The sequence below is a fragment of the Nocardioides sp. IC4_145 genome, assembly GCF_011250565.1.
In the GTDB taxonomy this organism is placed as follows: Bacteria; Actinomycetota; Actinomycetes; order Propionibacteriales; family Nocardioidaceae; genus Nocardioides.
In genome coordinates, this window is the sequence record NZ_JAANMS010000034.1 from 39328 (window position 1) to 53700 (window position 14373).

Consider the following 14373-nt stretch of genomic DNA (forward strand, 5'->3'; position numbering starts at 1 on the left):
AGGTCAGGCGCGGTGTGGCGGCCGTCAGACACCGGTCGTCGGGTTCGGCACGGGCTCCTCGTGGTGGGCGGCGTCGCGGATCTCGCCGACCAGCTCCTCGAGCACGTCCTCGAGCGTCGCCAGCCCCAGGGTGGTGCCCGCGGTGTCGACCACCCGGGCCATGTGGGCGCCGCGCCGCTGGAGCGTCTCCAGCGCGTCGTGCAGCGCCTCGTCGGCGGTGACCGGCGCGAAGGGCCGGACCCACTTGTCGTCCACCGGTCGCTCGCGGCGCTCCTCGTCGGGCTCGAGGACGTCCTTAATGTGCAGGTAGCCGACCAGGTCGCCGTCGGCTCCCGCCACCGGGAACCGGCTGAAGCCGGTCGCCGCGCACAACGCCTCGACCTCCGCGGCGGTCGAGCCACGGCGTACGACGGTCAGGGTGTCGGTCGGCATGAGCACCGAGGCGACCGTCTTCTCGGTGAAGCCGAGCGCGCCGGCCAGCCGGTCGTACTCGTCTGCCTCGAGCAGGCCCTCGCCGCGGGACTCCTCGACCAGGGCCGCGACCTCCTCGCGCGTGAACGTGGACGTCAGCTCGTCCTTGGGCTCCACCCGCATCAGCCGGAGGATGCCGTTGGCCGCGGCGTTGAGCACCACGATGAGCGGCTTGAGCACCGTGACGACACCGAGCATCGGCGGTCCGAGGACCATCGCGGAGCGCTCCGGGCCGGCGATCGCGATGTTCTTCGGGACCATCTCGCCCAGCACGACGTGCAGGTAGGTCACCAGCGTCAGCGCGATGAGGAACGCGATCGGGTGCAGGAAGGCGTCGGGCACGCCGAGGGCGTGGATGCCCGGCTCGATCAGGTGCGCGATCGCGGGCTCGCCGACGGCGCCGAGGCCGAGCGAGCAAATCGTGATGCCGAGCTGGGCGCCCGCCATCATCAGCGAGACCTGCTCCATGGCGCGCAGCGTCGTGCGCGCCATGCGAGAGCCGGCCAGGGCGTGCGGCTCGACCTGGCTGCGGCGCGCGGAGACCAGGGCGAACTCCGCGCCGACGAAGAAGGCGTTGGCAGCCAGGAGAACGACGACGAGGACGATGCCGGCGGTGTCGCTCATGCCTGCTCACCGCCGTCCGCGGCCGGGTCGGACGTCGACGAGGCCGGCTCGCCCTCGTGCAGGCGCAGCGAGAGCCGGTCGATGCGCAGACCGTCCATGTGCTCGACGGTCAGCACGGCCAGCCGCTCGCGGGGCTGCTCGGGGTCGCTGGTGTCGGGGACGGGCACCTCGGCGATGTCGCCCGAGGCGGGCACCCGGCCGAGCACGCGCAGCACCAGTCCGGCGACGGTGTCGTAGTCCTCGTTCTCCGGCAGCTCGACCCCGGTGAGGTCCTCGACCTCGTCGGGGCGCAGCAGCCCGGAGATCAACCAGCTGCCGTCGCGGCGCTGGCGGGCGCGGGAGCTCATCCGGTCGTGCTCGTCGGCGATGTCGCCGACGATCTCCTCGACGACGTCCTCGAGGGTCACGATGCCCGCGTGGCCGCCGTACTCGTCCAGGACGACGGCCATCTGGAAGCTCTCGTTGCGCAGCTGGGCCAGCAGCGGGTCGAGCCGCAGCGTGTCGGGCACGACGATCGGCTTGGCCATCAGGTGCTTGACCTTCGTGGTGCTGCGCTCGTGCAGCGGCAGGGCCACGGCGTTCTTGACGTGGACCGTGCCGACCACGGCGTCCTCGTCGTCGAGCACGGGGAAGCGGGAGTGGCCGGTCGAGCGGGCCAGCTCGATCACGGCCGAGGCGCGGTCGTTGGCCTCCAGGCTGTGGGTGCGCACGCGCGGGGTCATGATCTCCCCCGCGGTGCGCGTGCCGAACTCCACCGAGCGCTCCATCAGCTCCGCGGTGTCGGCGTCGAGGGTGCCCTCGTCGGCCGAGCGCGCGATGAGCGAGGCGAGCTCCTGGGAGCTGCGCGCCGAGCGCAGCTCCTCCTGGGGCTCCATGCCGAGGCGGCGGACCAGCGCGTTGGCGGAGTTGTTGAGCACCCGGATCGGGCCGCGGTTGACCGCGGTGAACAGCCGCATCGGGCGCTGGGTGGCGCGGGCGACCTGCAGCGGCAGCGCGATCGCGAGGTTCTTGGGCACCAGCTCGCCGAAGAGCATCGTCAGCACGGTGCCGATGACCAGGCCGAGGGCCACGGCGACCGGCGAGACGGCGCCGTCGGGCACGCCGAGCGCGCCGAGCGGCTCCTTGATCAGGTCCGCGATCGCCGGCTCGGCGAGGAAGCCGATGCCGAGGTTGGTGACCGTGATGCCCACCTGGGCGCCGGAGAGCTGGGTCGACAGCGAGCGGAGCGCGGTCTGCACGCCGCGGGCGCCGGCGTCGCCGGCCTCCGCGGCCTGGGCGACCTTGTTCCGGTCGACGGTGACGAGCGCGAACTCGGCGGCGACGAAGATGCCGCAGGCGACCACGAGCAGGAGCGCGATCGCGAGCAGGACGAGGGGGGTCACGGGAGCTCTCCGTCGGAGGAGAGCGGGCTACTTTGAGAGCCGTCCATCGGGGGTTCTCTGGGTCCTTGTCGTCTCAGGGCCGGGGAGCCGACCACGATACAGGCGCCGCGCGGGCGCGGCACAGTCCTGACGGCCGTCTTCCCGTCGTCCTTCCGCCGCCCCCCACCGGCTCCTCGACCGTTCGCCGACCGGGCATGACCCGGCCGGGCCATGACGCGCCGGAGGGTCAACGGAGGCGCGACGGCGGCTCGACGCGCCACACTGGTCGCCGGCGGCGGGGGGCTGCCGGTCCGACCCGTCGCGCGACGGGACCGTCCGAACCCCTGGGAGCATCACCGTGACCCACGCAGCCACCCGAGCCCGCACGGCGTACAAGCCGGCGCGGTTCCCCGGGGCGCCGCTGCTCGGGACCCAGGCCCGCCACCTCGTCGGCCGCTTCTCGTACGGCGTCACGCCGGCGCTCGCGGCGCAGGTGCGGGCCGCGGGCGGTGCCCACCGCTGGTTCGAGCGGCAGCTGGAGCCGGGCCGGGTCGCGGACCGCCGCGCCGCCGGCCTGCGCGCGTGGTGGCCCAGCTTCGACCGCGGGCCCGCGGAGCTCTGGCAGCGCCAGGACCGCGAGATCGAGGGCGGCTGGGAGGTCATGGAGGACTACGCCCGCTGGGCGCTCGTCCGCCGGATCACCTCCGACCGGCAGGTGCTCGAGGTGATGACCGAGCTGTGGGAGAACCACTTCAACGTCCCGGCCGTCGGCGACGCCCAGTTCACCTACCGCGTCTCCTACGGCGACACCATCCGCAGCCACGCGCTCGGTCGCTTCGACGACCTGCTGCACGCGGCGGTCACGCACCCGGCGATGGGGATCTTCCTCGACAACGCCGTCTCGACCGCGCGGCACCCGAACGAGAACCTCGGCCGCGAGCTGCTCGAGCTGCACACCGTCGGTCGCGGGCAGTACTCCGAGGACGACGTGAAGGCGTCGGCGCGGATCCTCACCGGCTTCCGCGTCGACCTGTGGGACAGCTGGGAGGCGTCGTACTCCCCGCGTGACCACTGGACCGGGCCGGTGGAGGTCATGGGGTTCCGCGACCCGAACGCCGAGCGGGACGGCCGCCCCGTCGTGCGCCGCTACCTCTCCTACCTCGCCCACCACCCGGCGACCGCGCAGCGCGTCGCGCGCCGGCTCGCGGTGAAGTTCGTCCGCGACGACCCGCCGCAGGCCCTGGTGGACCGGCTCGCGAAGGTCTACCTCGACGCGGACACCGAGATCCGACCCGTGCTTCGCGCGCTGGTCGCGAGCCCCGAGTTCAAGGCGTCGGTCGGCAGCAAGGTGCGCGACCCGGGCGAGGACCTGGTCGCGACGTACCGGGTGCTCCGCGCCGAGCTCGCGCGTCCGCCCGCCGGTCGCGCGGGTGACGAGCACGCCGTCAAGGCGATGCTGTGGCAGGTCGGCAACCTCGGCACGAGCCCGTTCTCCTGGCCGCGCCCCGACGGGCAGCCGATCGACAGCGAGTCCTGGTCCTCGCCGTCGCGCGTGCTGGCCTCGATGGACCTGCACTGGGCGATGGCCGGCGGCTGGTGGCCCTCGAAGGGCATCACCTACCGCACCCCGAGGCAGTGGCTGCCGCGCAAGAGGATCCGCTTCGACCTGTTCGTCGACCACCTCAGCCAGCAGCTGCTGCACCGACGTTCCACCGCCACCCTGCTCCGCGCGTGCTGCGAGATGTGCGACGTCGCGCCCGGCGACGTGGTGAGCGCCGACCACCCGATCATCAAGTGGGACTTCCACCGCCTGCTCGGCACCGTCCTCGACTCCCCCGCCCACTTCACCCGGTGACCGCCATGACCTCTGCTGCCCTGCCCGGCTCCCCCGCCGCCTCCGGTGCCTGCTGCGAGGAGTTCGCCCGCGTCTCCCGCCGCGGCCTGCTCGGTGGCGCGCTGGCCCTCGCCGGAACCGCCACCGCGATCGGCTCCGCCGTCGTCACCGCCTCGCCCGCCCGCGCCGCGAGCGCCGACTCGGTGCTGGTCGTGCTGTCCCTGCGCGGCGCCGCCGACGGGCTCTCGTTGGTCGTCCCCCACGGCGACCCCGTCTACTACGAGGCCCGGCCGCGGATCGCCGTGCCGGCCGCCAGCCTGGTCGCCAAGGACGACATGTTCGGGCTGCACCCGAACCTCGCGCCGCTCCTGCCGCTGTGGCGCTCGGGCCGCCTCGCCGCGGTGCACGCCACCGGGCTGCACGCGCCGAACCGCTCGCACTTCGCCGCCATGGAGGAGGTCGAGGACGCCAACCCCGGGTCCGCCGCCCGCCAGGGCTGGCTCAACCGGCTGATCGGCACCGACGCGAACCGCTCGCCACTGCAGGCGGTCAACCTCGGCGGGGGCGTGCTCCCCGCGAGCCTGTACGGCGTCGAGCCGGTCATGTCGACCGGGTCCGTCGACGCGGTCTCCATCCCCGGCGACGACAAGTGGGACACCAAGGGCGGCCGCGTCCGCTCGCTGCACACCCTCTGGGACGGCGAGTCCGGGCCGCTCGGCCGCGCCGTCGGCTCGGCGTTCTCGGCGGTGAAGTCCTTCGGACCCGCACGCGAGACACCCGACCGTGCCGCGTCGTACCCCCGCAGCGACCTGGGCCGCGCGCTCGCCGAGGTCGCCCGCGTGGTGCGCGGGGACGTCGGCGTCGAGGTCGTCACCGTCGACCAGGGCGACTGGGACATGCACTCCGACCTCGGCACGCTCGAGTGGGGCCGGATGAAGCGCAACGCCGAGGACCTCGCCGCCTCGATCGCCGCGTTCTTCGCCGACCTCGGCGGGCTCGCCTCCAAGGTCACGCTGGTGACGATCAGCGAGTTCGGCCGCCGGGTCGTCGAGAACGACAGCACCGGCCTCGACCACGGCTACGGCAACGTCATGCTGCTGGCGGGCGCGGGGGTCAAGGGCGGCCGGTACTACGGCACCTGGCCGGGCCTCGCAGGCACCCTCGACGCCGACCTGCTGGTGACCACCGACTACCGCAGCGTGCTCGCCGAGGTGGTCTCCACCCGGTTTGGCGCGTCCACCGCGAAGGTGTTCCCCGGCTTCCGGCCCGAATCGGTCGGGGTCATGACCTCCCTCTAGGCGCCGGGTCGGTCGAGCCGAGCAGCGCGCGCGTGAGCGCCGCCGAGTCGGACTGCAGCGCGGCGCTGGCGGCGACGAGGTCCTCGTCGCCGGGCTCGCGCTCGTCGACCGCCGCCAGGAGCACCGCCCGGCGTACCAGCTCCTTGGCGTACGACGCCGTGGTGCCGGCGGAGTCGCGCGCGGCGCGCGCCACGGCTTCGGGGCTGAAGCCCACCTGGGTGCCGTAGAGCTCGATCAGCGCCCGGCGTGCCGGTTCGTCCGGCAGGGGGACCTCGACGGCCAGGTCCACCCGACCGGGACGCTGGGCCAGCGCCCTCTCCAGTGCCTCGGCGCGGTTGGTGGTGAGCAGGAAGACGACGTCAGCATCGGCGTCGAGCCCGTCCATGGCGTCCAGCAGGGTGAAGAGCATCGGGGACGGGCCGCCGCCGTAGTGGTGGTCGCGGTCCTCGGCGATGAGGTCGCAGTCCTCGATCACGACGATCGCGGGCTGATGGGCGCGGGCGATCTGGGCCGCCGCGGCGACGTGCACCATCTGGGTGCCGCTCAGCAGCACCACGGTGGTGTCCGACGTCGCCCCCACCAGGTGGCGCACGGTGTGGGTCTTGCCCGTGCCGGGCGGGCCGTAGAGCAGCACGCCCCGCTTCAGGTGCTGGCCCTTCGCCAGCAGGCGGTCGCGGTGCTCGGCCAGGCCGACGACGTGGGCACGCACCTGCTCCAGCGTGCCTTCGGGCAGGACGACGTGCTCGGCCGGCACCAGCGGCCGGTGGTGGAACGTCACGCCCGACAGCGACCGCTCGTAGGGACTGCCGCTGAAGCTGACCACCTGGCGCCACAGGACGCTGTGGCGCATCGCCTGCTCCCGGAGCTCCGACAGCAGCGAGGTGACCGCGTCAGGCTCCGCGCCCAGGACCTCCAGGCGAGGCTCCGAGCCGTGCTGCGGGTTGCCGGTCCGCTGGAGGACGACCACCGGCGAGCCGTCGTGGTGGAACAGGTGCATGCCGAACGCGACCGTGGCCCGCTCCGTGTCGGGCCCGGTGGCCACGTTGAGCCGGTCGACCTGGCCGGTGCGGAAGCGGCCCCACTCCGCGTGGGCCATCAGGTCACCCAGCGAGCTGTGGTGGCGCTGGTCGCCGCCCCCGACCCCCACCAGCCGTGCCGCGGGGTCGCGCGCGGCGACCGCCGCCAGCGCGATGTCGGTGTCGGCCCACCGGTGGGCCGGCACCGGCTCCACCACCACCGGGAGCGTGTCTGCCGTGACCCCGAGGTGCGCGTCGAGGACCGGCATCAGGTCGTCGCCGCGCCGGGCGGCGGGCTCCTCGCGGACGAGCTGCCCCAGCACCCGCGTCAGGGCTGCTCGCAGCTCGGCGTCGTCCTGCTCGCGGGCCTGGTCGTAGGCCTGGTCGCGTTCCTCGTGCTCAGCGCTGGTCACGACCGCGAACCTAGCGGCGCACGACGTCCGCGCGCGCTCGATCTGCGGGAGGCCGACGGTCCCGCCGGCGAGGTCGGCCCGGTCGCCGCCCCTGGACGAGAACACGTTCTACCCGTCACAGTGGCGCCCATGCGCGTCATCCAGTGGGCCACCGGCGGCGTCGGCCGGGCCGCGATCGAGACCCTGCTGCTCCACCCCGACCTCGAGCTCGTCGGGTGCTGGGTGCACTCCGCGGACAAGCACGGCCGCGACGTCGGCGAGCTCCTCGGGCGCGAGCCCCTCGGCCAACGCGCGACCTCCAGCAAGGAGGAGGTCCTCGCGATGGACGCCGACTGCGTCCTCTACGCGCCGCTCGTCCCCGACCGCGACGACGTCGCCGCGCTGCTGCGGTCGGGCAAGAACGTCGTCACGCCGGTCGGCTGGTTCTACCCCTCCGAGCGCGACCGCGCACCGCTCGCCGCCGCGTGCGAGGAGGGCGGCACGACCCTGCACGGCACGGGCATCAACCCCGGCGGGATCACCGAGCTGCACCCGCTGATGTTCTCGGCGCTCTCGTCGGCGGTGACGTTCGTGCGGGGCGAGGAGTTCTCCGACATCCGCACCTACGACGCCCCCGACGTCGTGCGGCACATCATGATGTTCGGCGGACTGCCCGAGGAGGCGATGGGCGGGCCGATGCTGAAGCTGCTCTCCGGCGGCTTCCGCCAGTCGGTGCGGATGTGCCTGGACGCGCTCGGCTTCAGCGCGGACGCCGAGCTCCGCACCTCCCAGGAGATCGCGGTCGCGACAGCGCCGATCGACTCCCCCATCGGCACCATCGAGCCCGGCCGCGTCGCGGGTCAGCGGTTCGTGTGGGAGGCGGTCGTCGGCGACCGGGTCGTCGTGCGGGTCGCCGTCAACTGGCTCATGGGCGAGGAACACCTCGACCCGCCGTGGTCGTTCGGCCCCGAGGGCGAGCGGTTCGAGGTCGAGGTGCAGGGCGACCCGCCGGCGTACGTCACGATCAAGGGCTGGCAGCCCGACTCGGTCGCCGCCGGGCTGGTCCGCAACCCCGGCGTCGTCGCCACCGCGGCCCACTGCGTCAACTCGATCCCGTACGTCGTCGCCGCTCCGCCCGGCATCCGGACCTACCTCGACCTCCCGCTCGTCGCCGGCCGCGCCCACCCCGACCTCGCCTAGCCCGCCGCAGACGCCGCCTCGGCCGATCTCTCCACAGGCGCGGGACCGGCGGCGGCGTAGTCCGTGACGTTCCGCAGGGCGATCGGGCCGATCCGCCTGCCGGACGTCACGGACTACCCAGGCACGCAGTCGTCACGCAGCCGGTGCTCAGCCGTCGGCGGCCGAGTCACCGGCCGAGTCACCGGCGTCGCCGAGTGGCTCGTCCCGGAGGCGGCCCCCGCGCCGCTCGGCGCGGGCGTCGGCCGCCTCGTCGCCGTGGAACAGCCCCGAAGAGCGGTCGTCCCGGTCGGTGTCAGGCGCGCCGGCGGCCGGTGCGACGCGGTCGACGAGCTCGACGCGCTGGCGCGGGAGGCCGGCGTCCTCGTGCTCGCGGACCCAGGCGACCAGCTGCTCACGGACGAAGCACCGCAGGTCGAACAGGCGTGGCGCGTCGGCGGCGGTCACCAGCACCCGCACGCGCACCCAGCCCCCGACGGCGTCGGTCACCTGGAGCACCTTCACGCGCCCGTCCCACAGGTCGGTGCGGTCGAGCACCCGGTCCAGCTCCTCGCGCATGCCGGCGACGTCGACGCGCCAGTCGACGTCGAGCTCGACCGCGCCCAGCAGCTCTGAGCTGTGGCGGGTCCAGTTCTGGAACGGCGTGCTCGTGAAGTACGTGCACGGCAGCACCAGCCGCCGATCGTCCCAGGCGCGGACGACGACGTAGCTGAGCGTGATCTCCTCGATCCAGCCCCACTCCTCGTCGACGATGACCACGTCGTCGATGCGCACCGCGTCGCTGAAGGCCAGCTGCAGCCCGGCGAAGACGTTGCTCAGGGTGCTCTGCGCCGCGACGGCGGCGACCACGCTCAACAGACCGGCCGAGGCCAGCACGCTCGCGCCGACGGCCTCGACCCCGGGGAAGCTGAGCAGCACCGCTCCGGTGACGATGACGACGCCGGCGGCGATGGTGAGCCGGCGGATGATGAGGACCTGGGTGCGCAGCCGACGCGCGTGGCGGTTGTCCGGGACGTCGGTGCGGTTGCGCCGCAGGCTGACGTCCTCGACGAAGAGGACGGCGGCGGTGAGCAGCCAGCCCACGGCCGCGATCGTGAGCACCTCCTCGACCTGGTGCAGCCAGCCCCAGTCGGCGTCCTGCGAGCGCTCGACCCGGTTCAGCACGGGTCGCAGTGCCAGGACGACGACCAGCACGCGGAACGGGATCCGCACGACGCGGTGCAGGTGCGCGGCGGGCTGCCAGCGGCGCCCGAGCAGCGTCGCGGCGAGCCGCGACAGCACGATGACCGCCAGCGCGACCGCCAGCGCGATGCCGCCGGCGACCATGTCGTCGCTCCAGCGGTCCACGGCTCAGAGGAGCATGAGCACGGCGACGAGGACCGCCGTGATCACCAGCGACACCAGGATCGACCCGGCGCAGCCGAGGCGGTTGCTGAAGAAGAAGAACACCGGCTCAGCTCTCCAGGGCGTTCTTCGACGGCTCGGCGTCCTGGTCCTCCGCGTCGGGGTTGCCGCCCTCGGCGGCCCCGTCCGTGGCGGGCTCGTCGACACCGGTGGGGCCGTCGAGCCCCGGTGCGGTGAGGGGCGGCTCCGCGTCCTGGTCGTGGCCGTAGGACGGGTCGGTGCTGGGCTCGTTGCTGGAGTCGGTCATGGCCGGGCGGTACCCCAGGCGACCCACGAGCACCGGTCGCCCCTCCGGGTGAGGTTCTCGGCCCGAGGCGCCGGGCACTTCACGTCGGCACAGCGCGGCCGACACCGGACCGCTCGTCGAGAAGAAGGAACACCCGTGAAGCGAGCTCTCATGCTGTACGTCGTCCGGCTGATGTGGGCAGGTCCCCAGCGCAGCGGCAACTGACGCACCGACCTCCTCAGCACGACCCGCACGCACGACGAGGCCGTCCCCGCTCGGGGGACGGCCTCGTCCGCGTCGGGAGGAACCTTGCGGGACTAGTGCTTCTTGCCGGTGCCGGACCGGCGGGCCTTGACCTGGTCCACCGCCGACTTGATCTTCGCCTGGTTGTGGGGCTTGCGGGCCTCGTCGTACACCTTCTTGGCGACACCCAGCAGGGCGGCCGACCTCATGATCTTCATGGCCCTCAGGTACCCCGTCCGCCGCCGAACGAGTCACTCACCCGGTCGTGGCCGAGCACCCGCGCAGCGAGCGCCCCGCCGGCCGCGCGGGCGGCCAGCGCGTCGGCCAGCGAGTCGTCCGGCCCGGCGACGACGGTGAGGTTGCCGGCCCTGCGGGCCCGCAGGGTGGCCGGCTCGGCCGCGACCAGCGTGCGCGCGAAGACCGTGCGCAGGCCGGCGACCGCATCGCGGGTGGCGCCGAACGGCGCCCGGTCGCTGAGGTTCAGCAGGAACCACCCGCCCGGGGCCAGCACCCGCCCGACGTCGGCGAAGAACGCGGTGGTCACCAGCTCCGCGGGCACCTGCCCGTCGTCGTACGCGTCGAGGACCACGAGGTCGGCGCAGTCGTCGCGGAGCGCGGCCATGCCGGTGCGGCCGTCGACCGGCCGGACGCGGATGCCGCTGCGGCGCGGCAGCGGCAGCAGCTCGCGCACGCTCGCGGTGAGCGCCTCGTCGGGCTCGAGGACGACCTGCCAGGAGCCCGGCCGGGTGGCGGCGACGTACCGCGGGAGCGTGAGGCCGGCGCCGCCGACGTGGACGACGCGGGTGGGCTCACCGGCGGGTCGGTGCAGGTCGACGACGTCGCCGAGGCGGCGGACGTAGTCGAAGGCCAGGTGGGTGGGGTCCGCGAGGTCGACGTGGGACTGGTCGCGGCCGTCCCGGCGGACCAGCCAGGTGTCGGGCCGGTCGGCGGGGACGACCTCGTGGTGCGGGGCGCTCACGCGCCGCGTGGGGAGTACATGATCACCGCCACGCCGACCAGGCAGATGAGGGCGCCGGCGACGTCGTACCGGTCCGGTCGGAAGCCGTCGGCGACCATCCCCCAGGCAAGCGAGCCGGCGACGAACACCCCGCCGTACGCCGCGAGGATCCGGCCGAAGTTCGCGTCCGGCTGGAGCGTCGCGACGAAGCCGTAGGCGCCGAGCGCGACGATGCCGGCGCCGATCCAGAGCCAGCCGCGGTGCTCGCGGACGCCCTGCCAGACCAGCCACGCGCCACCGATCTCGGCGACGGCGGCGAGCGCGAAGAGCAGCAGCGAGCGGGTGACGGTCACGCGCGTCGCTCCCGGAGGAGGACAGTCATCTCGGGGAGCTCGAAGACCTCGGCCACCGCGAGGCCGGACTGCCGGCCGAGGGCGGGGTCGGCGCCGGCGTCGAGCAGCCGCACCACGGTGTCGGTCTGCTTGCGGAAGACCGCCGCCCCGAGCGCCGTCTGGCCGCGGTCGTTGACGCGGGCGTGGTCGGCCCCGCGCTCGAGCAGGCCGGCGACGAGGTGGGCGTGGGCGTGGTAGGCGGCGAGGACCAGGAGCGTGTCGCCCGCGCTGTTGGTGAGGTCCACCGGCAGCCCGGCGTCGACGTGGTCGAGCAGCACCGGGTCGCCCTCCCGGGCCAGGTCGAACATCGACTGCAGGAACGCCAGCTCCTCGTCGGTGAGCGCGTCGGTCATGGGGTCACCGTAACGACGGGGCATCGCTCGCCGGGCCCGGGACGCGTGGCACGATCGCGGTCATGACCGCCTACTGGATCAGCACGTACGTCGAGGTCACCGACACCGCGAAGCTCGAGGCGTACGCCGTGCTCGCCGGCCCGGCGCTCATCGGGGCAGGCGGCAGGTTCCTCGCGCGGGGGCTGCCCGAGCAGGTCTACGAGGCCGGCCAGGAGACCCGCACGGTGCTCATCGAGTTCCCGTCGGTCGAGGCCGCGATCGCCGCGCACGACTCCGCGGCCTACCAGGAGGCGCTCGCCGCCCTCGACGGCGGTGCCGTGCGCGACCTGCGGATCGTCCCGGGCGCCTGACCCGATCCGGGCGGGTCAGCAGCCGGAGTACGCCCGACGGGTGAGCGCCGGACCGGACGTGACCTGCTTCCCACGGGCCAGCGACCAGCCGCGCTGCCAGTCGGAGTCGACCTGGGCGCCGTTCATCTCGCGGTCGGAGCCCACCAGGCTGAGGCGCGGGACCAGCGCCCTGCCGAGGTGGGCCGACCGGCCCTTCACGGTGCCGACCGGCTTGCCGTCGACGAACCACGTGGTGTGCTTCGGACCGACCTCGACCGCCATGTTGAAGGGCGACTCGGCCAGCCGGAGGCCGCCCAGGCTGCGCTGCCAGACGGCCTTCGCGGCCTGCGAACGCACGCCGATGCGGACCCCCGGCTGCCCCATGACGACGTCGGCGACGACCACCGCGTCCGCCGGGCAGGCGGTCGCGCGGGTGCCGACGGGGACCAGGTCGAGGCGGAAGCGGAACGGCCGCGGGCCGGCCTCCCAGGCGTGGCCCTGGAGCCGGAACTCCCACCGGCCCGTAGCCCGGGCGTTGCCCCGCATGGTCGCGGCGGTCGTGCCCCGGTCACCGTCGCCGGCGTGGCGCAGCTTGCTCTGCAGCACGAGTCCGCCGTTGAACGGGGTCGCGCGGCCGGTGCCGTCGGAGGTGTCCAGCCAGGTGCCGCGCGGGCGGGTGCCCTTGGACGGCGGCGAGGTGAGGTCCTGGCCGCGCTCCCAGGCGAAGTCGAAGAGCGTCGTCCCCCAGCGGTAGCGCTCGCCGGCGGTCGGCCGCACGGCGCTCCGCTGCGTGGTCGTCGGGGACGTCGGCACCGGTCGCGGCGCTGCTGCGCGGGCCGGCGTCGAGGTGGGCGCCTGCTCCTTGCCGAGGCCGAGCACGGAGAAGTACGCCGGGAACGAGGCGTACCAGCCGATCTTGCTGCCGCCGCGGGTCCAACGCTCCTGCCGCGCGCGCAGCACGCGGTGACCGAGCACCGGCGCCGCCACGCGGAACGTCGCGTGCCCGGCGCTGTCGGTGACGCCCCGGTCGATGGTGCGCCAGCGGTCGCCGTCGGCCCGCTCCTGGAGCAGGACCGTCCGGCCGGGGATCGGCGGCGGGGTGCCGAGCGCGGAGCGGACCGCCGGGGTGGTGTCGGCGACCACCGTGAACGGCAGGAGCGGCGCGACCGCGTGGAACGGCGAGTCGGCGTCGGCGCCCCGGAGGGTGAGGGTGATCTCCTGCGGGCGCGCGTTGAACAGCCGGCCCCGGGTGACCGCCCCTCCCCCGGCGACGCGGTAGCTGATGCCGAACATCGAGGGCGCCGTGAACCTGAAGTCGAAGCTGCCGTCCGCCGACGTGCGGAACGTCGAGTCCGGCACGTCGAGCCACCGGTCGCCCGGGCGGTTCATGTGCGACTGCAGGTGGACCGTGCGGCGCCCCGGCCTGCCGACGTTGCCGCGGAAGCGGACCGCCTGGCCGGCCACGTAGATCGACGGCGTGACCGTGAGCGAGGCCGCCCGGGCGGTCGGCGTCGACACGACGGTGCTCGGACGGGCCGCAGCGGGCTGGTCGGGCTGGGCAGGCTGGTCGGCGACGGCCGTGGCGGCGACGGTGGTGGGCAGCAGGAGGCCGGCCGCGAGGGCGGCGAGGCCGCGTCGGGCCCGGGTCCAGGGAGCGGTCACCGACCGAGTGTGCGGCCCGTCGCGGCCGGATCCCGAACCCGTCGTCCGAACGGGTGGTGGGCCTCCCCCGGGTGGGTCAACCCGCCCCGGCCGCGGGTCGGACCACGGTCGGCAGCGTGCCCCGTCGGCGCGCACGGACAGGCATCAGGGGGCGTGGAAGTCGTCCTGGCACCCGCAGGGCTGGGACCAGCCCTCCAGGTCCGGCACCCACTCCCGGCAGTGCAGCCTCTGCCGCAGCAGGCGGCCCAGCACCGCCTCGACCGATTGCGGCGCGACCCGGTCGTCGTGACCGCACTGCGGACAGCTGGCCCATTCGTCCCCCGACTCCATCGACGAAGGATGCCGCCGACCCGCGCCTCGGTGACCGGAGGTCCAGACCGGTCTGTCCGGCCCGGCCCGGACCGCAGGTGTCGCCGGACGCGGGGGCCGACCACGGGCGCCCGGTGCCGGATCGCCGAATTCGACGATGACGCCGGGACGCCGACGTACTTGCCTGCCAAGGGACGCGTCGCACCCACCGAAGGAGACCTCCATGCGTCCTGCACTCTCCCGCCTGCTCGCGGCAGGCGGCGCCGCTTCGCTCGCCCTGTCCCTCCTCGGCCCTCCGGTCGGC

Annotated in this window: 15 protein-coding genes; 4 read left to right on the forward strand and 11 right to left on the reverse strand. The window is 74.2% G+C overall.

Annotated elements, in window-relative coordinates:
* Positions 1-24: 24 nt before the first annotated feature.
* Together G6553_RS14520 and G6553_RS14525 are read right to left on the reverse strand one after the other, a co-directional pair.
* Positions 25-1095: a hemolysin family protein gene (locus G6553_RS14520; RefSeq protein WP_166194339.1), complete on the reverse strand. Its 1071-nt coding sequence runs from the start codon at positions 1093-1095 to the stop codon at positions 25-27.
* On the reverse strand, positions 1092-2477 hold the full coding sequence (locus G6553_RS14525) for a hemolysin family protein (protein ID WP_166194341.1): 1386 nt from the start codon (positions 2475-2477) through the stop codon (positions 1092-1094). The genes G6553_RS14520 and G6553_RS14525 overlap by 4 nt, the downstream gene beginning before the upstream one ends.
* A 337-nt stretch (positions 2478-2814) precedes the next feature.
* Between G6553_RS14525 and G6553_RS14530 the strand changes: the two genes are divergently transcribed.
* On the forward strand, positions 2815-4311 hold the full coding sequence (locus G6553_RS14530) for a DUF1800 domain-containing protein (protein WP_166194343.1): 1497 nt from the start codon (positions 2815-2817) through the stop codon (positions 4309-4311).
* 5 nt (positions 4312-4316) lie between these two features.
* Entirely contained in the window at positions 4317-5588 is a 1272-nt protein-coding gene (locus tag G6553_RS21820) for a DUF1501 domain-containing protein (RefSeq protein ID WP_166194345.1), read from the forward strand.
* Here the strand turns inward: G6553_RS21820 and G6553_RS22215 are convergent.
* Positions 5572-7122, reverse strand: coding sequence for an ATP-binding protein (locus tag G6553_RS22215; RefSeq protein WP_166194347.1), 1551 nt, complete (start codon positions 7120-7122; stop codon positions 5572-5574). The genes G6553_RS21820 and G6553_RS22215 overlap by 17 nt on opposite strands.
* Positions 7123-7146: 24 nt before the next feature.
* Here G6553_RS22215 and G6553_RS14545 point away from each other — a divergent pair, with 24 nt between their 5' ends.
* On the forward strand, positions 7147-8196 hold the full coding sequence (locus G6553_RS14545) for a dihydrodipicolinate reductase (protein WP_166194349.1): 1050 nt from the start codon (positions 7147-7149) through the stop codon (positions 8194-8196).
* A gap of 147 nt (positions 8197-8343) precedes the next feature.
* Here the strand turns inward: G6553_RS14545 and G6553_RS14550 are convergent, their stop codons facing one another.
* The 6 genes from G6553_RS14550 to G6553_RS14575 form a co-directional block, all read right to left on the reverse strand.
* Positions 8344-9540, reverse strand: a complete 1197-nt coding sequence (locus tag G6553_RS14550) for a mechanosensitive ion channel domain-containing protein (RefSeq protein ID WP_207619799.1) — start codon at positions 9538-9540, stop codon at positions 8344-8346.
* A gap of 106 nt (positions 9541-9646) precedes the next feature.
* Positions 9647-9844 (reverse strand): hypothetical protein, encoded by a 198-nt coding sequence (locus G6553_RS14555; protein ID WP_166194351.1) that lies wholly within the window; start codon positions 9842-9844, stop codon positions 9647-9649.
* A gap of 296 nt (positions 9845-10140) precedes the next feature.
* Positions 10141-10284, reverse strand: a complete 144-nt coding sequence (locus G6553_RS14560) for a hypothetical protein (RefSeq protein WP_166194353.1) — start codon at positions 10282-10284, stop codon at positions 10141-10143.
* A gap of 5 nt (positions 10285-10289) precedes the next feature.
* Positions 10290-11045, reverse strand: a complete 756-nt coding sequence (locus G6553_RS14565) for a fused MFS/spermidine synthase (RefSeq protein ID WP_166194355.1) — start codon at positions 11043-11045, stop codon at positions 10290-10292.
* On the reverse strand, positions 11042-11377 hold the full coding sequence (locus G6553_RS14570; RefSeq protein WP_166194357.1) for a YnfA family protein: 336 nt from the start codon (positions 11375-11377) through the stop codon (positions 11042-11044). The genes G6553_RS14565 and G6553_RS14570 overlap by 4 nt, the downstream gene beginning before the upstream one ends.
* Complete coding sequence (locus tag G6553_RS14575; protein ID WP_166194359.1) at positions 11374-11769, reverse strand: ankyrin repeat domain-containing protein; 396 nt, start codon at positions 11767-11769, stop codon at positions 11374-11376. Before G6553_RS14575 ends, G6553_RS14570 begins: the two co-directional genes overlap by 4 nt.
* Positions 11770-11831: 62 nt before the next feature.
* On the opposite strand from G6553_RS14575, the gene G6553_RS14580 reads away from it, so the two are divergent.
* Positions 11832-12119 (forward strand): DUF1330 domain-containing protein, encoded by a 288-nt coding sequence (locus tag G6553_RS14580; protein ID WP_166194361.1) that lies wholly within the window; start codon positions 11832-11834, stop codon positions 12117-12119.
* A gap of 15 nt (positions 12120-12134) precedes the next feature.
* Here G6553_RS14580 and G6553_RS14585 read toward each other — a convergent pair whose 3' ends face one another.
* On the reverse strand, positions 12135-13760 hold the full coding sequence (locus tag G6553_RS14585; protein ID WP_166194363.1) for a hypothetical protein: 1626 nt from the start codon (positions 13758-13760) through the stop codon (positions 12135-12137).
* 144 nt (positions 13761-13904) lie between these two features.
* A complete protein-coding gene (locus G6553_RS14590; RefSeq protein WP_166194365.1) occupies positions 13905-14090 on the reverse strand; it encodes a hypothetical protein in 186 nt (61 codons plus the stop codon).
* Between the last annotated feature and the right edge of the window lie 283 nt (positions 14091-14373).

Excerpts from the sequence above, each read along its gene's own strand:
- G6553_RS14545 (WP_166194349.1), top strand. The coding sequence starts at position 7,147 with ATGCGCGTCATCCAGTGGGCCACCGGCGGCGTCGGCCGGGCCGCGATC.
- G6553_RS14555 (WP_166194351.1), bottom strand. The coding sequence starts at position 9,844 with ATGACCGACTCCAGCAACGAGCCCAGCACCGACCCGTCCTACGGCCAC.
- G6553_RS14580 (WP_166194361.1), top strand. The coding sequence starts at position 11,832 with ATGACCGCCTACTGGATCAGCACGTACGTCGAGGTCACCGACACCGCG.
- G6553_RS14560 (WP_166194353.1), bottom strand. The coding sequence starts at position 10,284 with ATGAAGATCATGAGGTCGGCCGCCCTGCTGGGTGTCGCCAAGAAGGTG.
- G6553_RS14520 (WP_166194339.1), bottom strand. The coding sequence starts at position 1,095 with ATGAGCGACACCGCCGGCATCGTCCTCGTCGTCGTTCTCCTGGCTGCC.
- G6553_RS14575 (WP_166194359.1), bottom strand. The coding sequence starts at position 11,769 with ATGACCGACGCGCTCACCGACGAGGAGCTGGCGTTCCTGCAGTCGATG.
- G6553_RS21820 (WP_166194345.1), top strand. The coding sequence starts at position 4,317 with ATGACCTCTGCTGCCCTGCCCGGCTCCCCCGCCGCCTCCGGTGCCTGC.
- G6553_RS14590 (WP_166194365.1), bottom strand. The coding sequence starts at position 14,090 with ATGGAGTCGGGGGACGAATGGGCCAGCTGTCCGCAGTGCGGTCACGAC.